This is a genomic window from Pseudoalteromonas lipolytica (assembly GCF_003515105.1).
GTDB classification, from domain to species: Bacteria; Pseudomonadota; Gammaproteobacteria; order Enterobacterales; family Alteromonadaceae; genus Pseudoalteromonas; species Pseudoalteromonas lipolytica.
On the sequence record NZ_CP032090.1, the window covers coordinates 2,032,581 to 2,057,282 of the forward strand.

A 24,702-nucleotide genomic window follows, 5' to 3' on the forward strand; every position below is an offset into this window, starting at 1 on the left:
ATGAAAAAAGCCGCGTTATGAAAATAACGCGGCTTTTTTGTTTAGATTTTTGTTTTAGATATATACACTATATTTCGATTATTTGGGTTCCGAAGCCACTGGCGTATCCACCCACTAACACCTGACTCACACCTTGTTTGTCTGATCTAACGCATGCTGAGATATGTGAAGCACATCCCATAAATCGTCCTTGTTCAAATTTGAAATGATTAATGTGTTCAGAATAAAGATGCCTAGTTAAGTAACAAGCAAGCGCACCACTCGCGCTCCCTGTTGCCGATTCTTCTGGAATACCCACTAAAGGTGCAAAGTTTCGACAACTTGCAGTCAGCTTTTCATGCGCATCGTAAAGCTCAAATGCATGCACACCAATCACTTCATGTTGTTTACAAAAATCACTGAGAGCAGCGTTATTAACTTCAATTTTATCGAGATAGCCCCGTGGTACAGGAACGATAATATCGGGTAAACCTGTTGTGATTACGTCTATCGGTAAAGCCGTTGATGCTAAAACCGCTTCATCAACCCCCAATAATCCAGCGACCTCATGATACGCAAAGCTGCCGAGATATTTAGGTAAGGTTTGCTCCATCGTAACTTGACCGTCATTGGCAATCGTTATTCCGAGTAGACCCGCTTTGGTTCTCTGCGTGTAATTACCCGCAGCTATCACACCTTGGTTGAATAGAGTCGAAAATACAGCAAGCGTAGCATGACCACAAAAATCGACCTCTTCTGTTGTGGTAAAAAATGACACCGAAAAATCGACCTCTTCATCGTCTGATACAAAGGCCGTTTCTGAAAAGCCCACGGCTTTCGCAATAGTCAGTTTTTCCGCATCAGAAAGTTTACCCGCATTGAATACAACACCGGCAGGGTTACCTCCGCTTCCATCTGCAGTAAACGAGTTAACTAAAATGCTTCTACTTTCATTCACACAACTCTCTTTTTAGATTTAACGAATAAAAGCTACAGATAGTGTCAATATAGATAGTATTGTTATAGTCAGTACCAATATAGATATCACCGATATAGAGAGTACTGATATAGAGAGTACCGATATAGACGTTGAATATCCGTAGTTTTAATTTATAGCTTTCCTTATTCTCAAACAGCACTATCAAATCTTGCGCAGTGCAACTTGTCTCACCTTATCTGTTGACGAGATGGCACTTTGGATATGTGCTGCAATCACAATGACTTTATTTAAATTTGCCTACAAACTAGCCCATTGTTGTTTCAGTCCTATTAGATGAACAACGCCTAAAGATAAACAAATAATTGAACTCCAGATCCAAAACTCGGGAGTTCGACCTTGGGGTGACTTTACAAACAAAAAACCGACGATGCCCCGGGCAATATAAATGAATGTAATTAATATAAGCGCTAAACGCGTTAATGGGAGTTTGAAAATAATCCCAGCAGCAGAAAACGCATACATTGACCACATTGAGAGCACGAATGTAATGCCACTGGTTATAAGGGTTGGTTTTATACTACCTTGCTCAGATAGTAGCGCCATTTGTTCCCCCGCACCAAAAAAGCGATACCACGGTGCGCCAAAATAAATACACCCAAGATGCAAAATTGCAACGATTCCACTTAATACACCTGCAATAATAAGAAATATATTCATACTTTAAAATCTCCTTGTAAACAACTCAATAGTCATAACAGAAAAACAATAGCATTAAAATGCGAATAAAAATTTTAAATATTTTCGTGCTTATTTAACTTCTATTCGCCTAAATATTGCACAAGCCCTGCAAGTAAAAATGCCAACCACAGTAATGAGACTATTGCAGAAAATAACAAAGATGGTTTAACTGGCTTCCGTCTACATAAAGTCTTAATAGTGCTTAGAACACTTATAATGCCTATAAACGGAAAGCACAAAACTGTTAGTATTACCCTCAAGCTTGGCTCTGCAAAAAATAAAGAGAAAAAACTAGAACCTTTATCTTCGAACTGTTCAAGTTTTAATGTTATATAGTAAATATAAATGGGCAAACTAAAAATAATAAATATTAGAGCAAGAGAAAAATAAAGTTGATACATAGGCTAGACATCCTTTTCTAACTAAAACTAAATAATGGAATAATCAATTTGAGAAAAAACAGGGATAAAACCTTCTCATATTACCCACGAAATACTTTTGAAATGGATTAATTTTTACCTTAATATCACCTTCATCGAATAATCCTGTAGAATTAACGACATGATGGATTTGTTCCATAATACATTCTTCATGATGAGATTTCAGGATACTTTCAGAGCAGTCCATTATAAAGTGTGGCATTAGTTCTCCTAACTAATATTTTCATTTTAACAACTTGCTAAAAATGGGTTAAATGTGTTCAAAATAAAGAGCAGTATTAAAAGAAATTTACACCTCAAAACCTTTTCTTAGAATACGTCGTAATCATCTCAGTAGATTAGCGGTTATTTTGTCTCTGTTACAGATAAATATTAATAATTAGGCAATTATATTTTTCAGCATCAGAAAGCTTATCCGCATTTAATACAACGCCTGCAAGGTTCGCGACTGTGCCACCTGCAAATTTGCTACAAATGCAGTTACCATCATTACACGCTTCTTTTATATAAATTAAATACTAAGGCCATTGCACTTGCTCTATAACGTAACGATATGACGCCAATGCTTTATAGATCGATATTAATATTGGCTGTTTTTTATAAACTACGTGAAATATAAATACGGGTAATTGCCAAATAACAACTATGCTAATCTGTATCACTAAAGCGATAAACACAAACTCTGTATTACCTAAGAAAAACAACAGCAACAGACTGCTATTTAATAGCAAAAACACCCACACACTGCGCAGTGCTGCCTTTTTCAGGGTTTGTAATTGCTGCTGATTCAAATCTGACACCATCAGACTTGTTTGTTACACCCAAACATCATTCGCTGCGGTCAGTTCACCACCAGCTTCACCGGTATTTACCACGCCTTTCGGCTCAACAAGCATAATTTTACATTCAGTCTTCGCATGGGGTTTATGTTCAACCCCCTTAGGGATTACAAACATTTCACCCGACTCTAAATTTACAATGCCATCTCTAAATTCGATTTCTAGCTCGCCTTCAATAACAATAAACACTTCATCAGTGTCAGGGTGATCGTGCCAAACAAATTCACCTTCAACTTTAGCGAGTTTAAATTGATAGTCGTTCATTTCTGCAATTACTCGCGGTGACCAATGTTCAGTAAATTTAGAAAACTTCTCTTTAAAATTAATTGCTTTGTAAGTCATAAAATCCCTATTTATAAATTTAATTTGAGGGTCGAATAAATCAAAAGACTCATCTCATTTATCTCTGTTATCTTCACTTTCAGTGACAATTAAACTCTGGATATACGCTTTATGTCGTCTTGAGGTTTTGCATATAACGCCCCATAAAAAAGAGGCTATACTATAACTCTTCTTAATGGCTCTAATTGATGCAGATAGCGAGTGAATGTGTCCTTAGGTCTCTCTAAATTATTTGCCGCAAGTACCCTAGATGCCATACCTCTGTGATTACTGCCATGAGTTAACAAATGGATTAGAATCTCTGTCACTGACATCTGCCCTGTATCACCATCAACAAATTTAAATGAAACAACCCGCTCTAGTACTTCTTGCTGTACTGTTTTAGAATACTGAACTAACCATGAGTCATTTTCATTTACTCTCTCGCGCAACTCTAAAAATGTTGGTGTTTCAACGGTATTATCATCACTGTATTTTTCAGGTTCTCTCAAAATTCGGCTAATAAACAGGCTATCGACGACAGTTGTGTGATTTAAGATTCTGACGAAAAAGGTAGCATCACTTTCTGGAAGTCTTGAAAAATGCTGTTCTCCTAAATCAAGCAATTGAGTATTTGCCCACTTTTTGTAGTGAAACGCCTTAGAAAAGTCCCTATTCATCCTTACGTATACGCCAGATTTTTACCAATAATGACCGATAATACCCTAAACGATTAATACACAATAATAAACTGTCTTATACCATTACGCTTAATTAAGTAGTCTATTTTGAGGCAATAAAACCGCGTTGATAACAAGGCAAAAATTTAGTTATTTAGTTATTTAGTTGTTCTCGGCAATTGCTCCTGCATTGCTCTACCTCCTGCATCCATGCAGTCGTAAATCAGACATTTTTAACGCAGGTAGCGACTGGTTTAATCACTCAAAATGATTAAGTATTTTTGCGGATTAATGGAATGGACTCTCTCCACTCCCCAACGGCGTCATAATGCGCCATAGTAGTTTAGGGTAAGTTTTAGCGTAAACAAAGTAGAGAGAGTCACATGAATAAAATAACAATTGGATTAGATATCGCCAAGAACATTTTTCATTTAGTTTGGTTATCAAACTCGGGAAAAGTGCTCAAAAAGAAAAAGCTCAAACGCACTAACATGAAAGAGTATTTTTGTAATTTAGAGCCCGCAATTGTCGTCATGGAAGCGTGTGGCTCATCAAACTACTGGGCACAAAGTATTCAAAACTATGGTCATGAAGTGAAAGTTATCGCTCCACAATATGTAGTCCCTTACCGAAAAGGAAATAAAAATGATTTCAATGATGCAGAAGCGATAGCTGAAGCTTCACAACGAGTGAATATGCGATTTGTGCCAATAAAAAGTGTAGAGCAACAAGACATTCAACTGTTGCACCGTATAAGAGAGCGGCGAATAAAATGTAGAACGGCCTTAGTGAATCAAACCAGAGGCCTCTTAGCCGAATATGGTATTAGCCTCTCGCAAGGCGTTAATCAAGTGAGAAAGTCTATCCCCGATATTTTAGAAGATGCGAGTAACATGTTAACGCCATTGTCTCGTCGATACATAGCCAGTTTGTATGATGAATTAATTGAGGTAGATAAGTTAATCACGGATTTGGATAGCGAGATAAAAGCTTTAAGCCATCAGATAGAGCAGTGCCAGAAATTAGAAACAATGACAGGAATAGGTCCCATCATCGCAACAGCTTTGTATAGTGCAATAGGTGATGGTAAAACCTTTAAAAGTGGGCGTCATATGGCAGCTTGGCTGGGACTAGTTGCCAAACAGCATACGACTGGCGATAACCCCAAGTTAAAGGGAATAAGTAAACGAGGAAATACTTATTTGCGAACTCAGCTGATTAATGGTGCCAGAGCTGCGTTAGTCAAATCGGGGAGTAAAGCTGACAAGGTAAGCTTATGGGCAAATAACCTGCGGGAGCGGCTGCCATTTAATAAAGCAGTGGTTGCATTAGCGAATAAAATGGCGCGAATGGCATGGGCGATGACCGTAAAACAAGAGAGGTACAAATTTGTATAAAAACATTAACCGCAATTAAAAGACAAAAGTTCAATAGCAAAAATTGCAAAGATTGAGATTGACGGAAAACGGTTCATAGCCGTCCTATTTAAACCTGATAATACCAAAGGCTGTTAGAAGCCGTCGAGATTGATAAGGTGATAGGGGCGGATATCCATCAGGGCTAGAGCGGATAAATCTGCTCATAAAAAAGCCGAATATATGGCAGCAATGAACTTTGAAATTCTATCAATTACTGTCTTGCAATCGGAGAGAGTCCATATATGGTATTACTGCAAGCCTTAATTATTAAACAATAAAAAGCCCAGCAGTAACTGGGCCAAAAGTCTGTCAATTTTGTCGAGGTTTACCCAACTGTCTAATGCCTTAACGCATGACTTTATTTAATCTTCTTCTTGCTCCATAAAGCGTTGCAGTTGGTCTTTTAGGTTAGGTGGAATACCTTTAATCACAAGTGTGTCTGTTGCTTCATTATATGTAACGCGCTCGCCTAGGTGTTTGCGCTCAAAGCTCACACTTACGCCACCACCCATACCAGAGAACTTAACCATGCTCGTTACCGTCTTTTTATCAACAGGGAACGAGTCTTCCAAATCATAGTTTTGTTCTTGGCAAAAGCTGTCAAATGGGCTGTCATCACTTTTAGATAATGTCGCCGATAATTCTTTAACGTTGGCATCTTCACCTGTGGTCACACAGTCATTACAGTAATCAAAAACTTGTTTACGAAGCTCATCTTTTTCCAATTTATCAAACTGTTGCTCTGATAAGTAGTCTTCAACGGCGTTAAGCATTACTTGGCTTTGTTGTTTAGGGTCAATGCCCTCTTCACAACCTAAAAAGTCTAAAAAGAAATCCGCAACCTTACGACCCGCACGCCCTTTAATAAAAGAAATATAGCGATTATCTTCCGCTTGCGTGTCCCAGGCTGTCAAATCGACACGCGCAGCTAATTGCATGCGTGAGATATCTAAGTGACGCGATGACGCTAAATCAAGTTCCGAAGTAATTGAATAATGTTCTTTAATATTGATCAGCGCAATTAACACATAATCACTTGCAACATATTGATAATGGCAAAAAACTAAATAACCAGTTTCGTTAAACGCATACTTATTTAGCTCTTCTTTTAATACATTTGTGGCCTGCTCAGTCATGTGCCAAAAGCCCAGCTCATTGTTTCGATAGCTCTGCATTGCAGATGCTACAACACTGTTTTTCTCGCCACTGAATGCACAATACCCTTTACCCGGTTTACCATTGTAAGCATGGTGAAGCTGCTCTATGAATACAGCGACTTTGTCGTTAACAACCATTTCATCATTGCGTAAATGAATTTCAGTATCGTCGTCTTTTTTGTCTACATAATGAACGACTAATTTTTTAACATCTATTGTCATCTTTGTTTTTCACGCCTCTGGTGTTAAAATACGGGAATATAACTCTTTTTATCGAACCAACTGATGCCTATCATATCAAAATATTCTAATGAGCAAGTAGAACAAATCGTTGATCAGCTGATTGATGTACTTACAGAGCATAAAGCGCCTGTAGATTTAAGCCTTATGTGTTTAGGAAATTCTATCACGCATATTTTAAAAGAGCATGTACCTTCAGAGAAAAGACAAGCGGTTGCCGACAACTTTGCCAAAGCATTAGCGCAGTCGGTTAAATAAGATTTATGAATTTATCGCAACAAAGTCAATTTTCATCAAAAGTAAGTCAGCTTCTTAGTTGGGGCCATTGGTTCACCTTCGCAAATATAGGTTTACTGCTGTTTATCAGCTTGAGTTATTTATTTGCCGACAGTGCCCCCACTACTTTTGTGGGTTACCTGTACATGTTTGTAACTTGGTTAAGCCACACAAGCTTTATTACGTTTATTGCCTTTGTTCTGACGATATTTCCGCTGAGTTTGGTGTTTCCTTACCCTCGACATATTCGGGGGATGGCCGCTGTAATTGCGACCTTTGGTGCATCACTGCTGACACTTGATGCCTACGTTTATTTCAACCTAGGCTATCATTTGAATTCATCAGCTTTACCTGAGATTGTGTCGTTATTATGGCACCGTCTTACTGACTCCCCTGCACTCACGACTATTTTTGCGGGCGGTATCGTATTACTCATTTTAGCTTTCCAGTTATTAGTCAGTAATTACACTTGGCATCATCTGGCACGCTTAAAACAGTATAAATTCGCACGTTATGCTACGAGCACAATCTTAGTGTGTTTTGCTCTTAGTCACAGTATTCATATTTGGGCCGATGCTAATTTAAAATTTGATATTACTAAGCAAGATAACGTACTGCCATTATCGTACCCAACAACTGCAAAAAGCCTGCTGGCTAAAAACGATTTACTTGACCTTGACAGCTATAAAGAAGCTCATGATGTTAGGCTAGATCCGCACAATATTGATTATTTAGCACCGACGCCTCCAGCACAATGTGTTGATGAAACTACAGCAAAAATCGATATTTTAGTATTTTCAAACAACGACGCCCTTGAAAGCTTTGTAAATACTCAACCAAATTTACGTAAAACTGATTTATTCTTACAACCTATTGAAGTTGAAGATACGTTATTTAGCCTTGTTTATGGCTTACCGGCTTTTTACAAATCACCTATATTTGAAAAACAGCAGTCGCCTGTTTGGTTAAGCGAATCCCGCTCACTACAGGTAGAGGGCTTCGAACAATTTGAATTTATCAATTCAACCAATGAAGACTCATCAATAAGACTTGTCAGCGCAGATGAAACAACCACAGTGCGTAATAATGCACACGCTGTTTTCGCATTTAGCCTTGCTCAGCATAGCAACGGCATTGTGACTACGTCTCGCCTGTACAGCTCAGATAAAAAAGTTGTGCAAACAGACGGGCTTATTCAACCAAGTGACATAATAGCCACCAGTGTTGGGCATTATTTAAATTGCCAAACGCTCGCGAAACAAAGCATGCTAGGCAGTAATTTATATAAACGCCATGATGATACCGGCGTAAACTACTCTCAAAATGTGTTTATTGCATTTAAGAAAGATAGAATTACTTTAATTGACTCGGATGGTAATTTTAAAAACATCTCTGCAGCTCAGGGCTTTGCAATAGAGCAGCGACTTGATGTACCCTTTTTAGTGCAAAGCATTAAAAAACTAAAACGCTATACACCTTAGCCCTTTTGATTATTTGCTATACGAGCTGGCTTTATTATATTTAATAACACGTATTAAAGTAAGGACACGGATGTCATGAAAGCCACAATCACCGCGTTATTTTCCTCTCTTTTCATTACCTTTTCTCCCGCACTTACAGCGGCGGAATACTATAAATGCGTAACTGACAAAGGCACCGTATTTAGCCAATTTCCTTGTGGTAATCGCGCAACTAAACACCGCATTACAGTAACTGATCCTGATATACAAGCACCTGATAATTATGTTAAACAACTTAATGAACTGGAAAGAGAACAAATAATAAAGCGATTAGAAGCCGAAATTCGTAGTCAAAAACATCGCTTAGACATTTTAAGTCGCGAGCGTGACAGAGCGCAGTACCAACAAGAGCAACGGCTTAACCGCATTTTGTCTGATTCACAAAGCAAGCAAATCAGCAAAGACATACAAAAGCAGCTAAACAGTATCAATAAGCAATACCAACGAGACGTAAAAAAGGCTAATAAAAAGCTGGCTGACTTAGAAAAAAAATTAGCACGCTATAATTAATTAACTTTACTATTGGGTTTCACTAATAAATAACATATTCTTAACACGGATAGAGTTAATGCTCTAAACACGACATTTCAGCCGTTTCGAAGGAGTTTGTATGCAGCCACAACATATTGCGGAGTTAATTTTATCTGGCTTTCGTAATCACTATAAACTCTTCCAAGCAATAACAGCCAAAGCCCCTATCGCATTTGCCAACCGAGATTGGCAAAAAATTAATGAAATTAGTAAGCTCAGAATTAGCCATTATGATGATCGGGTTAACGAAACCATTACCAAGCTAAAATCGCTGAATGAACAACAAATTATTGAGCTCAATCAGACTTGCTGGCTCGAAACCAAACAAATATACCAACAATTTTTAAGCTTTCACCCACAAGCCGAGCTGGCTGAAACTTTCTATAACTCCGTTTTTTGTCGCTTATTTCACCGCCGCTATTTTAATAACGACTTTATATTTGTAAAAGCCACTCTCGCAGATGCTCCCGCCCTCCCAATGGAAGCTGAATATCGCAGTTATTTTCCTGTCGTAGATGGGCTAAGACCCACAATACGTAAAATTATTAATCAATTTGACTTTAAAGCCCCTTTTGTGGACCTTGAGCGTGATATTCGATTGTTGGTTAAGGCGTTTTATAAGCAAGCTCCCGATACACACCACCAAGCGTGGCACATGCGCTTTGATATTCTGCAAGCCCCCTTTTACCGAAATAAAGCCGCTTACATTGTTGGCCGAGTGGTGTCTGAAAGTGGCGTACAACCTTTTATCATTGCTGTTTTACACCATGAGGATAAAGGCTTATACCTTGATGCGTTGCTGACGAAATCATCGCAAATGCGGGTTATCTTTGGTTTTGCCCGCGCCTATTTTATGGTTGAAACGCATGCTCCTTCTGCATTAGTTCGTTTTTTAAATCAATTAATGCCCAACAAAACATTGGCAGAGCTTTACAATGCAATTGGCTTTCATAAGCAAGGTAAAACCGAGTTTTATCGTGAGTTCTTACAGCATTTAAATAACTCAAACGATCAATTAGTTATTGCCCCTGGCACACCGGGTATGGTGATGATGGTATTTACTCTGCCATCCTTTGGCTATGTGTTTAAAGTGATTAAAGACACCTTTGGCGAAAGCAAACCGTTTGGGCGCGATACCGTGCTTAAACGCTATCAATTAGTTAAAAGTCATGATCGTGTCGGACGCATGGCCGATACTATAGAGTATTCTAACGTCGTATTTCCTCTGAGTCGTTTTGATAGTAAATTGTTAGCAGAGCTGCATAAAACAATCGCCTCTTCAATGATTATTGAAGGTGACTGGCTGATCATAAAACACTTATATATTGAGCGGCGCATGACACCATTAAATATCTACCTTGAAAATGCCAGTGAACAACAAGCATTTGAAGCCATTGAAGAATATGGTCAAGCATTAAAAGAAATGATAGCCGTGAATATATTTCCAGGCGACATGCTATTGAAAAACTTTGGGGTAAGTAAGCATAACCGCGTTATTTTTTATGACTACGATGAAGTGCAATATTTAACTGATATGAACTTTCGTGCCTTACCAAAAGCCAAGTCATACGATGACTACTTAACGAATGAGCAAAGTTATTCAGTGGCACCGCAAGACGTATTTCCTGAGCAATTGTGCACCTTTGTTACGGCTAACCCTGTGTACAAACACTATTTATTAAGTACACACCCAGAGCTTGAAGACCCCGCTTATTGGCGACAAGCTCAATATAATATTAAGCAAGGCGTGGTAAGCCACATTTACCCTTACCCTGCTGCACAACGATTTATCCATTATTGGTAAACACCAAGGACACAGAATGAATATAAGTAAAATAGATTTAAACTTACTTGTTTACCTAGATACATTACTCAGAGAGTGCAATGTAACCAAAGCGGCTAATCAGTTAAGCATTACACAACCCGCAATGAGTAACGGTTTAAAGCGCTTGAGAAATTTATTTAATGATCCGATTTTGGTACGCACCAGTGAAGGGATGGTGCCGACAGAGCGTGCTAAAGAGCTACAACCTGTCATACGCGGTATTTTAATGACGTTAGAAGAAACACTCGCTCCTAACCGTGAATTTGAAGCATCTCAAAGTAAACGTGTATTTCGTATTATGGCCAGTGACTATGCGGCCAGTACCCTTGCGCCCAAACTACTTAGTAAGTTACACGAAGAAGCGCCTGACACCACGCTTGATATCCTGACCCCCAGTGACGTTACGTTTCATGACGTTGAAAACGGCAAGGTCGACATGGCAATTAACCGCTTTGAAAACTTACCCCAATCGTTTCACTACAAACAAATTTGGAAAGACAGTTTTTGCTGCTTAGTAAAAGCCGACAACCCTATCATTAAAGACTTTAGTCTCGATAGTTACTTAAAAGCGCGCCATATTTGGGTAAGTAAAACAGGTTTTGGTGTTGGCGTAGGGATGGATCCAAAAGATGTCCAAAAGTTAGGTTGGGTAGACGAAGCGCTTGCTCATTTTGGTAAGCACCGGAATATTGCAACCTTTACTCGAAACTATCATGTCGCCATTCACCTGGCTAAAGAGCAGAATTTAGTGGCCACACTGCCATCAAAAGCGGCGAATATTTATTTAGATGATCCGGGATTAAAAATTCTTGAGCCACCTTTCCCTATTCCGCCTTTTGAACTCGACATGATTTGGAGCCCTCTTTTACACCGTGATGCCAGCCATATTTGGCTTAGACAAAAAGTGGCTGAAGTGGCCAATGAGCTTAAGTAATATTTTACCTATTAACCTGTAATTATTGCTGGTACGCCTTTTTATATGGGCGTACCAAACTCGCTTTATCTCAAAATAAAAATGTAACACTCTGATTATTAATGATAATACTTTTATGTTAGGGATTGGAACATGCTTTGCTTCATGTAGAGAGCATTGTTTTAATTCAGTCTATATTATTAGAGAGGTCATTATGCAAACACATCAAGGACATGACGTTCATCATATTGCAGATATCATTCAAGTTATGAACAGTGGTATCGATTTTTATGAAAAAGCACAGGAAAAAGTTTCAGACCCCAGTATCGTCGCGTTATTTCAGCGCATGATCGATGCCCGTAAAGTAAGTATTGAACGTTTACAGCCATACGCCATAAACCAAACAGGTCACCGTGAAAATGGCTCAGACTTTGCGGTAGAAGCTCGTAAAGCTTACACATCTTTAATCACTAAACTCGGTGCAGACAAAGATGCAACCTACGTCAGTGAGCTTGAAGAAGTCGAAGACAAAACACTCGCAGAAATAAAAAGTGCACTCAAAAAACCTCAACCCCACGACTGTGAAGCAGCGTTATCAAAAACCCTGCTAACTATTCAAAGCTGTCATGCCGAAATGAGTAAAATGAAAAAGCATTAACTGCTAATCATATGAAGCCCAGCATAACTGGGCTTCATATTGAAAATTTAAAGAACGTTATTGCCCAGTAATACGTTTTGAAAATGAAATAGCATAAGCAGTTGAGCGCAGCTTTAACACTTCATCTTCACTTGGCATAAAGCCTTGTGAAAGCAGATTTGGGTCGTAATTAGTTAAATCACACCCTGATTCACCCGTGGATTCTATCGTGAGCTTTCCTAAATTAACTGTTTTGCGATCAGCAGGCCATTGCACTGAAGGATCCGTTAATGCATCACCCGGCTCGGCTAATTCAGCTTGAAAACGGTAATGAACTTTCCCTTTCGCTAAATCCTCTTCAAGTCGCTTAGCAAGAAATGATTTAGGTAATGCTTTCATTTGTTCTTCAGTTAGTACTTGTTCTTGCGCTTCTGGCACCATGGTCCATCTAAAAGCTTGCTTAGTGCCCTTTTCATCAACCATGTAAAAGGTATGCACACCAAAATAACGTGAAGACACATACGATGCTGGCGGGTTATGGCTTTGTAGCCAATTAAATTGTCCTAACGTACTCGGGTTTTGCTCTCTGTATGCTTTCACTTTTGCAAAATCGATTTCACCTGTTTTTTCGTCAGGTACTAAGGTACTTAGCAAACCAAAAAATGCTTCAGGGCTGTTACCTGCAAATACTGGCGTAGTTAGCCCTGCAATATTGTGCACATCCCCATTTTCTAGCACAAACTGCACCCCTATTCCTCGCGGAGAACGTGATGTTTCATCAGCATTAGGGTTACCCCCACCCATAGAAAAACGAATATTTGCTTTTGACGGTGCGTTAAATAAAGGACTGATTGAATACTGTTTTGCTGCTTGATTAGGTGTAAATGTGCCCACAGCGCATACACCTTTGGCGTGACCTTTTCTAATTCCGGGCTGCTTACCTGACAGCTTCTCAAATAAATTTATGAAATCTTGCCCGTTAACTGATTGCTCAGCAAAACTTGCTGTCGGTAAAACAAGGCACATAGCACAAACTAAAGACTTAATTTTTAGCATTTATCCATCCTTTAAACTTAGTTCCAACAAAAATGACCTGACAAACCTCGAAATGATTTCATCAAAGTTAATAAATATTTTTACCAACAAAAACGCTACAAACATTTAATAAACTTAGAATATTTATTTAACTACAGTATTTTTAAAAGCTGCTAACTTTAAATTTAGGATCCGAAAAATGGCTGTGGCGCCCAGCATTTTAAAAATAATCCGTGTTCTTAACACGACTATGGCTAGTCCACTTAATCGTAAATTTTGTGGCTTGGTCAAAAACAACAAGGACCTAATTATGGTGAAACAACCTAAAAAAACCACTGCAAACGCTGATGTAGATATGACCCCGATGCTCGATATTGTATTTATATTGCTGATATTTTTTATCGTTACAACCTCATTTGTTAAAGAGCGCGCTATAGAAGTTAATCGCCCTTTAGCAAAACCAACTCTTGAAAACCCAAAAAAACAAGCGCAATTTACTATTACTGAAAACGACAGTATTTACTTTGCAAACCGACTTATAACACCAGAGCAAATTATAGCTAACCTCGCGTTATTTGCCGCACAGTTTGAAATGACACAGGTGCAAGTAACTGCAAGTGAGCAAAGCAGCCACAAAACCTTAGTCACCTTGCTTGATAAAATAAAACAATATCAAGATGTTCCAATCTCTATAAGCACGTCTCTATAACTAAAAAAGGGCCTAACGGCCCTTTGAAGGTTAAATAATAAAGGAATCGATAGGATTTTTAGAACTTATATTCTGCGCCTACGTAGTAGTACGCACCGTTAAAGCCAAAGGGTGCTGAGCGACGTGAATAAGTGAACACACCCGGGCTTGAAACAATAGTATTTCCATTTGCATCAACAATGGTACCCGAACGCGAATTACCAATGGTATTCTTATCGGGGTAAACATCAAATAAGTTGTTTGCACCAATATTAAACGACAGATTTTCGTTAAAGAAGTAGTTAACTTTTACGTCAGTTAAGATTTCAGCACCATACGTTTGGCGACCTCCATCTTCTACCGTGTACTCACCGTAACGATTAAGTGATAAATTGACCGTCCAGTCTTCTAGTCGGTAAAGTGCACTTAAGTTAATGCGGTCTTCGGGTTGCCACTCTTCAATAATCGATGTTTCTTGCGCAGAAAACACATCTTCAACCGGAATCGTTTCAAGCCCACTGCCTGCAGGGGTGAATAAATCAACGACATCCGTTTTTGTAAAGTTAGCAGCAAAAGTAAAATCAAGTGTTCCACCAAGGCCCTCGGTATTCCACGTTGCGACTAAATCAACCCCTTCGGTTTCTGTATCAGCGCCATTTAAGAAGAACTGTCCAGCTCCCGCGCCAGCGCTTTCTAACGCTGCATCTAATGTGTCGGATAATCCTTTCCCTAAACGATTACTGATCACAATACGGTCATCGATATCAATCGCATAGTAGTCAATAGTTAGGTTGATGTTATCTGTGACGTTGTAAACAATCCCTAAACTACGATTTTGCGATTTCTCTTCTTTAAGTTTAGGAATACCAATAGATTGCGCCAGCGTACTGTCGTTTCTAAAGGTGCCCACTTGCTCTGCAATTAAGTCACCATTTGGTCCAACAACAAACTGTGTGCTTACGTTATTAAAGTACAACTGCTGCATTGAAGGCGCTCTGAATCCTGTACTCACAGCCCCACGTAACGAAACATCTTCAGTGATTGACCAGTTACCCGCCAGTTTAAAGTTAACGGTATCGCCAAAACCTTTATAGTTATCGTAACGAAGTGCCCCTGAGATAATCACATCATCAATTACATACGTTTCGGCGTCTAAATAAAATGAAATTACATCGCGTGACTCATCCACTGACGAGGCCGGATCGGAACCACCAAACCCTTGAGCACCACTGGCAGCATCAACACTTCCTATGCCGTCATTAAGGCCTGCATAAATACTTACCCCATCAACTGTATCGTAATCACGATACGCATACTCACTTCCCTCTAGGATGCGAAATTCATCGGTACGAAGCTCAGCACCCAACGCCAGCGAAAAGTGCTCGTAATCTTTGGTGTAGTCAAGATTGAGTGTTTGTAGTGATAACTCAAGACCATAGGCATACGCCGAGCGCGGGATCGTAGTTCGAATTTCGTCAGCCGTTAAGCCTTGCTCATAACGAAGGTAATTAGCATACGAGCCATTAATCGTATCGCTTGTGGTGTAATCGATGCTGTTTTCGCCATAGGTGTATGACAAATCAAGACTCGCGTCATTATCAAATGATTTTTTGAAACCAACATTGTAGGACACGTCATCGATTACTGTGTTAATTTTTGGTAGAAACCCCATAGGAATGGTTGCATCGCCATCTTGTAAAACAGGGTTACCACTTGCATTGGCATTATGTCGGAAGAATGCGGCTGATTCATTTTCACGGTTCGAATAAGTAATAAAACCATAAAGCTCACCACCAGCAAGTTCATAGCCTGTATTAACTGTGAGGGCAAATTGCTGTGAATCTGCATCACCAATTCTAAAAGTATCGCGCGGGGCTGTTAGCTCACGAGGATCGCCCGCGAGTAATGTGCCATCTTCAAGCTCAGTACAGCCATAAAATTGACATGAACCATGTAAGCCTGCACGGTTTGTTGGCGCACGATCTCGATAATTAATCGTCGTATTTAAATACCCTTCGTCGCCTAACGCAAACCCTTTATTAAAATCGATATTAACTGTTTCGCCATCGCCCTCTGAGTACTCACCATAATTAATCGCCGCTTTACCGCCTTCTTCTGCGTCTTTTAATACGATGTTGATAACGCCCGCAATCGCATCTGAACCATATTGTGCTGCGGCACCATCACGCAAGACTTCAATACGTTTGATGGATGCAGCGGGAATCGCATTCATGTCTGTACCGGCCGTACCACGACCAACAGAGGTATTGATATGAATAATACTTGCCTGATGACGGCGCTTACCATTAATCAGAACTAACGTTTGATCAGGCCCTAAACCGCGCAATGTTGCTGGTCTTAACGCATCTGTACCATCGCTGATAGACGAGCTGGAAAAGTTAAATGAAGGCGCAATGGCTTGCAACATACGGCCAACCTCTGTTTGACCTGTATTTTCCAGTGCTTCTGCGCTTAAAATATCTACCGGTACAGGTAAATCTTCAACTGAACGCCCTGCGACACGGCTACCCACGACAGCTATTTTCTCAATATTTTCCTGTGCAGCTTGATCAGCAGCTACCGCCTGTGTATTCGAAGCAAGCAGTAACGGCACGACTGCAGCGCTGATCCCTGAAAGGTTTTTCATGTTGTTATCTTTCCTATTGATTTGTTTGAGTTTTATACTCAGTAAACCATTTTGATCAACAACCGCATCGAGCTCAGTGCCTTTTAGCATGGCATCTAACGCATCTAATTTGGTGTAAAAACCAAACACAGATTGCGCTTGATATTGCTTTGCTAAATCGAACGAAAATATGACTGTTTGGTCGGTTTGCTTTGCAAATTCAATCAAAGCCAAATCAGCTCGTTGCGCTTTAATATCAAATTGCAGCATTTGTTTTTCAGCAGCGATGACTGTTTGACTTACATTCAGTCCATAAACAAAACAGGCCGCTGGTAACAAATACACATGTTTACTGCGCAACTTAACCAAACAGTTGAGAAAGAAAAATCCACTACATAAATTTAATTTTTTTGTGTTTAATTTTTTATGACAAGCAGCGTCTGCACCATTAACTGCATGAAATAAGTGTGCTCTCATAGGCAATATTAACTTTTAGTCGCTAAGGTCAAAGTAACACGATGTTCACCTAATCGTTGATGTTCAACAGCTAAGTTAGCAGCCAAAGAATCAAGTAAGCCTTTAATGTCGCCAGCTTTAAATACTCCCGCCACTTTCAATGTTGAGAGTTCAGGGTCAAGGAGTTCAAAGCGTGTTGCGGTGTATCGACTCACTTCCTGTAATGCGTCGCTGAGGGGCTCACCATTAAAAATAAGCATGCCATGTTGCCACGCTAAATCACGTTGCACATCATCTGCTGATAATTGTTTTATTGGCTCTGTTTTACTGTGTTTAATCAATGCTTTTTCACCTGAAACAACAACATTCGCTTTAAGTTTTTTAATATCGTTGCTGGTGTCTGTTGCATCTTTAAGACGATTAAAATCAGTGGCGTCAACCTGAGTACTGGGGTCGGCAATCATCACTTTGCCTTCTGTTACAACGAGTTCTAGATCTGATGCCGTGTTCCGCTGCACGTTAAACACAGTGCCTAATGCCGTAAACGATTTATCACCCGCTATCACAGTGAATGGACGACTCGCATCTTTTGCAACATTAAATCGTCCTTCACCTCGATTCAAAATGAGTTGGCGACGATTACCTGTGTATGCAACTTCAAGATTTGTGTTGGTATTTAACTGAACAATAGTACTGTCTGGCAGGACAAAGGTGGCTTGTTCGCCAACTTTTGTTCGGTAAATTTTTGTAAATTTAGCATGATCGTTTTCAGCTGAATGCCAATAGCTTGAATAGATTAACATGATGCAACCAAGTAGCATCACCACTAAAAAGCTCGCAGCGGTAGCCATCCCAAATGAAGTACTTTGTTTTGTAGGCGCTTTATGTGGAAACAAACTGCTTAATTCATTTAGCACACTCATTTCATCCCATAATTGTGCTAACTCAAACAATGCATCCTGATGCGCTCGGCTTTGACTTGCCCAAACTTGTAATTGTTTAACTTCTTCATCTGATAAGCCACGATCAATCGCGCTTATCCAACGGCTTGCCTGCGCTTGAATCATGTCGTGTGACGTAAATGGGTGAACATTACTCATTTATTCACCTCTTTGGCTGTAAATGTGTTTGTTTCAGGGTAATTGTTTTGTTGAATATCGTGGGCTTTCATCGCACGGTGCGCATGTAACAATCCTTTAGCGATATGTTTTTCAACAGTGCTCGTACTTAGGTTCATTTCTTTGGCAATTTCCTTTTGGCTCAAACCATATACTTTTTTAAGGATAAAACACTTTTTAACTTGTGGGCTCAATTCATTTGTTACACGACAAAAGAACAAAAATCGCTCTTTAGAGGTGACTTCATCTTCCAACGCCATTGTGCGCATATGACGTTCAACTTGCTGCTGTTCATCCAATGAATCTTTGTATTTATTATCCCACTTAGCTACATGATTAAGTGCTAAGTGCTTTGCTGTTTTAAGCATATAACTGTGCGTAAATTCAATATTTTGCTTAAGATCAGCTTCATAACTTTTAATAAAGGTTTCTTGCACTATGTCTTCGACATCATCTGGGCTCACAATGCGAGATACAAAGCGCCTTAGTTTATTAGATATTTCAGCAAACGTTGATGTTACCCCAATGTGTTTCGTCATCCCTAACTCACCTTTATTATTTTTATTACTTTAGGGTACGAGTTTTCATTATAAATACAAGCGTATTTGTTAAATTTTTGTTCCTCACGTAAACAAAGATTTCATAAACTCATACAAAGTCTGTTTTTACGAGTTGCTAAACTACAAAACAACTTAATATAGCCTCCTGTGAGCCACTGTGCCGACAGGCAAAAAACCGAACTATCAAGTCAATACAATTATACCAACCTGTCATAATACTGAATCATTCTGAGGGAGAGACCTGTCGCTACCTGCGCTAAACATGTCTGATTTACGCCTGCATGGATGCAGGTGGTAGAGCAATGCAGGAGCAATTGCCGAGAACACCTAAATAACGACTCTTTTGCCTCCTTAGCAACGACGTTTATCGCCTCAAAATAGCTCACTTCGTTAAGCAAATTGGTATGGATGAACTGGCTAAATTATTTAATCACTAACCCGCAATTAGAGTACACTGTATGTGCGCTATCTCTTTGTGAAGATAGCATTTAATTCTCTGATTATCTCACCTGTAAAAAGTAAACTAAAGGGTGTACCTTTCGCTAATTTGGGTATAAACTAAACGCGCTTAATTTCTGCATAGTATCGCCTTTCGATAGTGTATAGGCTATTTTCTATGCTTACCTACTTAACAATTGGACTGTGGAGTAAACATGCGCCTGCCTTTCGCGTCTGCCAAATTATCATTATCTGCGTTGTTTTTTGTAACTGCACCTTTACTATTACAAGGTTGCTCAGAAGCACCTCAGCAGCAACAGGGTCAAATGCACCCTGCCGCGGTAGCAACTATGACAATGACACCGCAAGATGCCCCCTTTACTATCGAATTACCTGCTACGTTGTCTGGTTCAAAAGAAGTCGAAGTTCGTGCTCGCGTTGCGGGAATTCTTGAATCACGTAATTTTGAAGAAGGTCAACGTGTTGAACAAGGTCACTCTTTATTTACTATCGACCTTGAACCTTATCAATTAGCGGTTGACCGTGCTCAAGCTGCACTTGATGGAGCCAATGCAGCGTTAGTACAAGCTAACAGAGATGTAAAACGTTTAGCTAAATTACGCGCAGAAAAATCTGTGTCGCAACGCGATTACGATAATGCGAGTTCAGCTTACGACATTGCAAAAACAGATCTCGAGGCGGCGAAAGTTGCCCTAAAACAAGCGCAGTTGAACCTTGAATATGCACAAGTTAAAGCCCCGGTTGCCGGTGTAATGGGTCGTGAATTTGTCTCAGAAGGGACCTTTGTATCGGGGCCCGATTTATTGCTTACACAAATGACACAGTTTGATCCAATCCGTATCCGCTTTGGTTTATCTGAGCGAGAGCAGTTACAAATGCGTCAAGATGTTCAAAATGGCTCTCTGACCTTACCTGAGCAAGGCCATTGGCAAACAAAAATTAAACTTCAAGACGGCTCTGTGTACGGTAAAACAGGTGAAGTTAACTTCTCAGATGTGCGTATTAACCCAAATACAGGCACCAGTGAATTTCAAGCGATTATTCCAAACCCTGATTTTCAATTACGTCCTGGTCAATTCGTCCGTATTGAGTTAAGTGGTGCTGTGCGTAAAAATGCGATCATTGTGCCACAGCGTGCTGTACTGGATAACGGCACAGGTAAGTTTGTGTACGTTGTCAGTAAAAATGAGCAAGGCATGGATGTTGCCCTGCCGGCTCCCGTAACGGTAGGAGAATGGGTTAAACAACCAAATAACGAGCAATATCAGAACTTTTGGCTGATTAAAAGTGGCCTTAAAGAAGGCGATAACGTGATAGTTGATGGAATGGCGCGTATTTTCTTCCCTGGTATGCCAGTGAATGTTGGCCAATCGGCTGCAAATTCAAACCACGCAGAATAAACACAGGGAGTCTTATGTTTTCTCGTTATTTTATAGACAGACCTATTTTTGCGTTTGTTATATCTATTGTCATCGTATTGGCAGGTCTTGCTGCCATGCGCAGTTTACCCATTGCCCAATACCCTGAAATTGCGCCCCCAGTCGTTCAAGTAACAGCTGCATACCCAGGTGCGTCTGCAGACGTACTTGAGCAAACAGTTGCTGCCCCAATTGAAAATGCGATCACCGGTGTTGAAGGCATGATGTATATGTCATCAACCTCGACGAGTGCAGGTTCAACCACTATTGAAGTCACATTTGAAATTGGCACAGACGTAGACCAAGCCGCAGTAAATGTGAACAACCGTGTTAAACAAGTTGAAGCGCGTTTACCAGAAGAAACACGCCGTCAAGGTGTGGTTGTTCAAAAAGGTTCATCCAGCTTTTTACAAGTGCATGCCTTTTATTCACCGGATGGTTCTCGTTCAAGTTTATGGACATCAAACTATGTCACCATGAACGTGCTAGACCGTGTAAAACGTATTCCAGGCACTACGAGTGTGCAGATTTTTGGTGCCAAAGACTACGCTATGCGCATTTGGTTGCGTCCTGATGTTATGAGTCAATTAGGCGTGACTGTCGAAGAGGTGGCCGGAGCGATTCGCGTTCAAAACTCCCAATATGCCGCAGGTAAAATTGGCGCTACCCCCACTGCATCCTCACCACAAGAGCTTGTTTATAGTGTAACGGCACAAGGCCGACTCTCTGAGCCTGAACAGTTTGAAAACATTATTATTCGTTCAAACCCCGATGGCAGTAGCTTACGCTTAAAGGATGTCGCGCGTGTTGAGCTCGGGTCCAAAGATTATAACTTTAAAGGCACAATCAACGGTAAAGAAGCGGTCCTGTTGGGTATTTTCTTACAACCCGGCGCGAATGCACTTGATGTCGCAGACGAAGTAAATACTGTAATCGAAGAGATGAAAAGCCAGTTTCCAACTGGTCTCTCACATTTAACTTCTTACGACACGACACGTTTTGTTGAAGTCTCTATTCGTGAAGTTGTTAAAACACTGCTCGAAGCCATGGTACTGGTATTTTTAGTAGTGTATTTATTTTTGCAAAACTGGCGCGCAACATTAATCCCCACCCTTGCTGTGCCTGTGTCTCTGCTTGGAACATTTGCCGGCATGTACATGCTTGGCTATTCGATTAACTCATTGACATTATTTGGTATGGTGCTCTCGATAGGTATCGTGGTTGATGATGCCATTGTGGTACTCGAAAACGTTGAGCGTATTATGCACGAAGAACACTTAAGTGCACGCGAAGCGGCAATTAAAGCAATGCGTGAGGTCAGTGGCCCTGTTGTTGCAATCGTTTTAGTGCTGTGTTCTGTGTTTGTGCCTATTGCATTTTTAGGCGGCTTAACCGGTGAATTGTTCCGTCAATTTGCGATCACCATCTCTATTGCGGTGAGCTTATCGGGCGTAGTTGCGCTAACCATGACACCTGCACTGTGCGTCCTAATCTTAAAACAAGAGCATAAACAAACCGCGCGGTTTTTCTTATGGTTTAATGCAACCTTCACAAAAATTACGAGCCGTTATGTTGGTGCCGTCGGATTTATGGTGCGTCGTGGATTACTCGGCTTAATACTCATGACAGCAATGATTGCTGCCACAATCGGACTGTGGCAGAACACACCCGGTTCATTAGTACCAGACGAAGATCAGGGCTATTACATATCGGCTATTTTCTTACCCGATGGTTCATCGCTTGAGCGTACAGAGCACGTTACTCAACAAGTTGTTAAAGCGGTGCAATCAAACCCTGCCAACGAAAACGTCGTGGCATTTACGGGGTTTGACTTTATCGGTGGCGGGTATAAAAACAGCGCTGCAACCTTGTTTGTCACTCAAAAACATTGGGATGAACGCGAGGTCGACACGAAAGCGCTTGTTCAAGAATTGTTTATGAAAACAGCCGGGATAAAAGAAGCACTGGTACTTGCCTTTAATCCCCCCGCTATTTTTGGTCTGGGAAATACAGGTGGTTTTGAGTTTTATATTCAAAACAAAGGTGACAGTGACCCTGATAAACTGCAACAAGCGATGCAGTTAATGACAGCAGAAGCACAAAAGAGCCCTATCATTAGTGGCCTTCAAACTCTGTGGCGCCCAGATGCCCCGCAACTGCGTGTTGATGTTGACCGCGAGCAAGCTCGTGCAATGGGGGTTGAAATAGACGATGCCTTTACCGCACTGGCTGGTAACCTAGGCACCTATTATGTAAACGACTTCAATAAGTTTGGCCGTGCATGGCAAGTGCTTATGTCTGCGGATGCTGAATTTAGAATGAAACCTGATGACATCAAACGTATCTATGTTAAAAACAACCTAGGCAATATGGTGCCCTTGTCAGCGTTTACAACAATTGAATACAGCCGAGGCCCTGAGAACTTAAACCGCTACAATAACTTACCAGCCGTAAAACTAATGGGTAATGCAGCACCAGGTTATAGCTCAGGCCAAGCAATTGCCGAAGTAGAACGGATCGCAAACGCAGTGCTCCCCCCTAACATGACCTACGAATGGACAGGGTCTGCGTACCAAGAAAAACGCAGTTCAGGGACAACGGGTATTGCACTAGGGCTTGCTGTGATCATGGTGTTTTTAATTCTGGCAGCATTGTATGAACGTTGGTCATTACCGCTCTCAGTGATGCTAGCATTACCCTTTGGTACGTTTGGTGCATTGATTGCTGTTTGGCTGGTAGGCATGACTAACGACGTTTACTTCCAAATTGGCTTAGTCACCCTACTCGGTCTAGCGAGTAAAAATGCCATATTAATCGTTGAGTATGCGCTAATGAAACATCAACAAGGGTGGAGCGCAAGTACTGCTGCATTGGAAGCAGCTCGCTTACGTTTTAGACCCATTATTATGACCTCATTAGCCTTTATATTGGGTGTTGTACCATTGGTGTTAAGCTCAGGTGCCGGTGCTGGAGCCCGTCACAGCGTTGGTACAGGCGTAATGGGCGGCATGATGGCGGCTACCTTCCTCGCAGTGTTCTTTGTACCGCTGTTCTTTTATTGGCTGACTGAGCGTAAGTTAACTGAAAAACGTTCAAGGCAAGAGCTTGCTGATGAAATTGCTGCGCACCATAAGCAAGAGCATGTCGATACGCAAGAAGGCAACTTATAAAAAACGAAGGGCAAACAATAAGTTTGCCCTTTTTTTATAAGTCATTTGTCAGTATTTCATTACTGGTAATTTGTGCTTTGCGGCGCTAATATTAACTAAATATGTGTGGAGTACAGCATGAACAATCAAAAATTAAGCGAATTTGAGCAATACTTTCAGATAGAAGAAAGCAACCGCGTGAACTTATACGCTGTTGAGCCACATGTTGTGCCGAAAACGCATGCTGAACTTGAAGCCGATATTCCCGCCCTATTTAAGCTTGCAAATGAAGTGAATGAACTTGAGCAAAGTACATTACGCCCACTGCGTAATTTAGGTGACATAGCTCAAGAGCTGGCCATATTTTTACAAGCTCAATCACGTAAAATAGACTTGATTATGAGCCACATTCTGGCCTCTGAACAGCCCGAAGATAACGCAAATTATTGTGATAGTTATGGTGGCGGTGGCGTAAAACTCACATCGACTGAGGTATACGAATTAGGGCAAACGTTTAGAACCAAACTATTTTTGCAGCATGAAGCATCAGCGATATATTGTTATACCGAATTAGTTGCGATTGAAAAGCGCGATGATGATAAATACCAATACACTTTATTATTCACTGCCATTCGCGATGCAGACCAAGATTTAGTCGTTCGGGCAGCATTGCATGCACAAACTCGCCAGCTTAAAAAACGTCAACAAGAAAACACGTCGCAAAGCAGTTAAAAATCCT

21 protein-coding genes are annotated in these 24,702 nt (G+C 40.5%); 11 read left to right on the forward strand and 10 right to left on the reverse strand.

What is annotated here, in order from left to right:
- Window positions 1-67 precede the first annotated feature (67 nt).
- From D0907_RS09260 to D0907_RS09290, 5 genes are all read right to left on the reverse strand, one after another.
- On the reverse strand, window positions 68-937 hold the full coding sequence (locus D0907_RS09260; RefSeq protein WP_118844368.1) for a PhzF family phenazine biosynthesis protein: 870 nt from the start codon (window positions 935-937) through the stop codon (window positions 68-70).
- A 279-nt stretch (window positions 938-1,216) separates the two neighbouring features.
- Window positions 1,217-1,636, reverse strand: a complete 420-nt coding sequence (locus D0907_RS09265; protein ID WP_118844369.1) for a hypothetical protein — start codon at window positions 1,634-1,636, stop codon at window positions 1,217-1,219.
- A 979-nt stretch (window positions 1,637-2,615) separates the two neighbouring features.
- The gene (locus tag D0907_RS09280) at window positions 2,616-2,888 is read right to left on the reverse strand and encodes a hypothetical protein (protein WP_162898039.1); all 273 of its coding nucleotides are present in this window, start codon (window positions 2,886-2,888) and stop codon (window positions 2,616-2,618) included.
- 24 nt (window positions 2,889-2,912) lie between these two features.
- Window positions 2,913-3,278, reverse strand: a complete 366-nt coding sequence (locus D0907_RS09285; protein ID WP_074989399.1) for a cupin domain-containing protein — start codon at window positions 3,276-3,278, stop codon at window positions 2,913-2,915.
- 155 nt (window positions 3,279-3,433) lie between these two features.
- Window positions 3,434-3,937 carry a DinB family protein gene (locus D0907_RS09290; RefSeq protein WP_118844372.1) on the reverse strand — a complete coding sequence of 168 codons (504 nt, stop codon included), beginning with the start codon at window positions 3,935-3,937 and terminating at the stop codon, window positions 3,434-3,436.
- A 383-nt stretch (window positions 3,938-4,320) separates the two neighbouring features.
- Between D0907_RS09290 and D0907_RS09295 the strand changes: the two genes are divergently transcribed.
- Window positions 4,321-5,334, forward strand: a complete 1,014-nt coding sequence (locus D0907_RS09295) for an IS110 family RNA-guided transposase (protein WP_065979998.1) — start codon at window positions 4,321-4,323, stop codon at window positions 5,332-5,334.
- Window positions 5,335-5,717: 383 nt separating this feature from the next.
- Here the strand turns inward: D0907_RS09295 and yejK are convergent, their stop codons facing one another.
- Window positions 5,718-6,734, reverse strand: coding sequence for a nucleoid-associated protein YejK (yejK, locus tag D0907_RS09300; RefSeq protein ID WP_118844373.1), 1,017 nt, complete (start codon window positions 6,732-6,734; stop codon window positions 5,718-5,720).
- Between the two features lie 63 nt (window positions 6,735-6,797).
- Here yejK and D0907_RS09305 point away from each other — a divergent pair, with 63 nt between their 5' ends.
- From D0907_RS09305 to D0907_RS09330, 6 genes are all read left to right on the forward strand, one after another.
- Entirely contained in the window at window positions 6,798-7,010 is a 213-nt protein-coding gene (locus D0907_RS09305) for a YejL family protein (protein ID WP_036967930.1), read from the forward strand.
- A gap of 5 nt (window positions 7,011-7,015) precedes the next feature.
- Window positions 7,016-8,509: a DUF3413 domain-containing protein gene (locus D0907_RS09310; RefSeq protein ID WP_065978494.1), complete on the forward strand. Its 1,494-nt coding sequence runs from the start codon at window positions 7,016-7,018 to the stop codon at window positions 8,507-8,509.
- Between the two features lie 75 nt (window positions 8,510-8,584).
- Entirely contained in the window at window positions 8,585-9,058 is a 474-nt protein-coding gene (locus tag D0907_RS09315) for a DUF4124 domain-containing protein (protein WP_036967925.1), read from the forward strand.
- 100 nt (window positions 9,059-9,158) lie between these two features.
- Complete coding sequence (gene aceK, locus D0907_RS09320; RefSeq protein WP_036967922.1) at window positions 9,159-10,883, forward strand: bifunctional isocitrate dehydrogenase kinase/phosphatase; 1,725 nt, start codon at window positions 9,159-9,161, stop codon at window positions 10,881-10,883.
- Between the two features lie 16 nt (window positions 10,884-10,899).
- On the forward strand, window positions 10,900-11,838 hold the full coding sequence (locus tag D0907_RS09325) for a LysR family transcriptional regulator (RefSeq protein ID WP_036967919.1): 939 nt from the start codon (window positions 10,900-10,902) through the stop codon (window positions 11,836-11,838).
- Between the two features lie 193 nt (window positions 11,839-12,031).
- Window positions 12,032-12,475, forward strand: a complete 444-nt coding sequence (locus D0907_RS09330) for a ferritin-like domain-containing protein (protein WP_036967916.1) — start codon at window positions 12,032-12,034, stop codon at window positions 12,473-12,475.
- Window positions 12,476-12,532: 57 nt separating this feature from the next.
- Here D0907_RS09330 and D0907_RS09335 read toward each other — a convergent pair whose 3' ends face one another.
- The gene (locus D0907_RS09335; protein WP_051501756.1) at window positions 12,533-13,510 is read right to left on the reverse strand and encodes a catalase family peroxidase; all 978 of its coding nucleotides are present in this window, start codon (window positions 13,508-13,510) and stop codon (window positions 12,533-12,535) included.
- A 289-nt stretch (window positions 13,511-13,799) separates the two neighbouring features.
- On the opposite strand from D0907_RS09335, the gene D0907_RS09340 reads away from it, so the two are divergent.
- Entirely contained in the window at window positions 13,800-14,198 is a 399-nt protein-coding gene (locus D0907_RS09340) for an ExbD/TolR family protein (RefSeq protein ID WP_036969180.1), read from the forward strand.
- A gap of 58 nt (window positions 14,199-14,256) precedes the next feature.
- Here the strand turns inward: D0907_RS09340 and D0907_RS09345 are convergent, their stop codons facing one another.
- The 3 genes from D0907_RS09345 to D0907_RS09355 form a co-directional block, all read right to left on the reverse strand.
- A complete protein-coding gene (locus D0907_RS09345; RefSeq protein WP_065978534.1) occupies window positions 14,257-17,163 on the reverse strand; it encodes a TonB-dependent receptor plug domain-containing protein in 2,907 nt (968 codons plus the stop codon).
- A gap of 125 nt (window positions 17,164-17,288) precedes the next feature.
- Window positions 17,289-18,359: a FecR family protein gene (locus D0907_RS09350; RefSeq protein ID WP_036967913.1), complete on the reverse strand. Its 1,071-nt coding sequence runs from the start codon at window positions 18,357-18,359 to the stop codon at window positions 17,289-17,291.
- A complete protein-coding gene (locus D0907_RS09355; RefSeq protein WP_118844374.1) occupies window positions 18,356-18,916 on the reverse strand; it encodes an RNA polymerase sigma factor in 561 nt (186 codons plus the stop codon). The genes D0907_RS09350 and D0907_RS09355 overlap by 4 nt, the downstream gene beginning before the upstream one ends.
- Before the next feature lie 674 nt (window positions 18,917-19,590).
- Here D0907_RS09355 and D0907_RS09360 point away from each other — a divergent pair.
- The 3 genes from D0907_RS09360 (at window position 19,591) to D0907_RS09370 (ending at window position 24,695) form a co-directional block, all read left to right on the forward strand.
- Entirely contained in the window at window positions 19,591-20,796 is a 1,206-nt protein-coding gene (locus D0907_RS09360; protein WP_065978498.1) for an efflux RND transporter periplasmic adaptor subunit, read from the forward strand.
- A 14-nt stretch (window positions 20,797-20,810) separates the two neighbouring features.
- Window positions 20,811-23,984 carry an efflux RND transporter permease subunit gene (locus D0907_RS09365; protein ID WP_036967904.1) on the forward strand — a complete coding sequence of 1,058 codons (3,174 nt, stop codon included), beginning with the start codon at window positions 20,811-20,813 and terminating at the stop codon, window positions 23,982-23,984.
- A 117-nt stretch (window positions 23,985-24,101) separates the two neighbouring features.
- The gene (locus D0907_RS09370; RefSeq protein WP_065978500.1) at window positions 24,102-24,695 is read left to right on the forward strand and encodes a hypothetical protein; all 594 of its coding nucleotides are present in this window, start codon (window positions 24,102-24,104) and stop codon (window positions 24,693-24,695) included.
- Window positions 24,696-24,702: the final 7 nt, after the last annotated feature.

Coding starts and splice junctions, on each gene's coding strand:
- D0907_RS09285 (WP_074989399.1), bottom strand. CDS start 3,278: ATGACTTACAAAGCAATTAATTTTAAAGAGAAGTTTTCTAAATTTACT.
- yejK (WP_118844373.1), bottom strand. CDS start 6,734: ATGACAATAGATGTTAAAAAATTAGTCGTTCATTATGTAGACAAAAAA.
- D0907_RS09315 (WP_036967925.1), top strand. CDS start 8,585: ATGAAAGCCACAATCACCGCGTTATTTTCCTCTCTTTTCATTACCTTT.
- D0907_RS09370 (WP_065978500.1), top strand. CDS start 24,102: ATGAACAATCAAAAATTAAGCGAATTTGAGCAATACTTTCAGATAGAA.
- D0907_RS09310 (WP_065978494.1), top strand. CDS start 7,016: ATGAATTTATCGCAACAAAGTCAATTTTCATCAAAAGTAAGTCAGCTT.
- D0907_RS09265 (WP_118844369.1), bottom strand. CDS start 1,636: ATGAATATATTTCTTATTATTGCAGGTGTATTAAGTGGAATCGTTGCA.
- aceK (WP_036967922.1), top strand. CDS start 9,159: ATGCAGCCACAACATATTGCGGAGTTAATTTTATCTGGCTTTCGTAAT.
- D0907_RS09350 (WP_036967913.1), bottom strand. CDS start 18,359: ATGAGTAATGTTCACCCATTTACGTCACACGACATGATTCAAGCGCAG.
- D0907_RS09355 (WP_118844374.1), bottom strand. CDS start 18,916: ATGACGAAACACATTGGGGTAACATCAACGTTTGCTGAAATATCTAAT.
- D0907_RS09330 (WP_036967916.1), top strand. CDS start 12,032: ATGCAAACACATCAAGGACATGACGTTCATCATATTGCAGATATCATT.
- D0907_RS09360 (WP_065978498.1), top strand. CDS start 19,591: ATGCGCCTGCCTTTCGCGTCTGCCAAATTATCATTATCTGCGTTGTTT.
- D0907_RS09325 (WP_036967919.1), top strand. CDS start 10,900: ATGAATATAAGTAAAATAGATTTAAACTTACTTGTTTACCTAGATACA.
- D0907_RS09365 (WP_036967904.1), top strand. CDS start 20,811: ATGTTTTCTCGTTATTTTATAGACAGACCTATTTTTGCGTTTGTTATA.
- D0907_RS09290 (WP_118844372.1), bottom strand. CDS start 3,937: ATGAATAGGGACTTTTCTAAGGCGTTTCACTACAAAAAGTGGGCAAAT.
- D0907_RS09335 (WP_051501756.1), bottom strand. CDS start 13,510: ATGCTAAAAATTAAGTCTTTAGTTTGTGCTATGTGCCTTGTTTTACCG.
- D0907_RS09340 (WP_036969180.1), top strand. CDS start 13,800: ATGGTGAAACAACCTAAAAAAACCACTGCAAACGCTGATGTAGATATG.
- D0907_RS09295 (WP_065979998.1), top strand. CDS start 4,321: ATGAATAAAATAACAATTGGATTAGATATCGCCAAGAACATTTTTCAT.
- D0907_RS09305 (WP_036967930.1), top strand. CDS start 6,798: ATGCCTATCATATCAAAATATTCTAATGAGCAAGTAGAACAAATCGTT.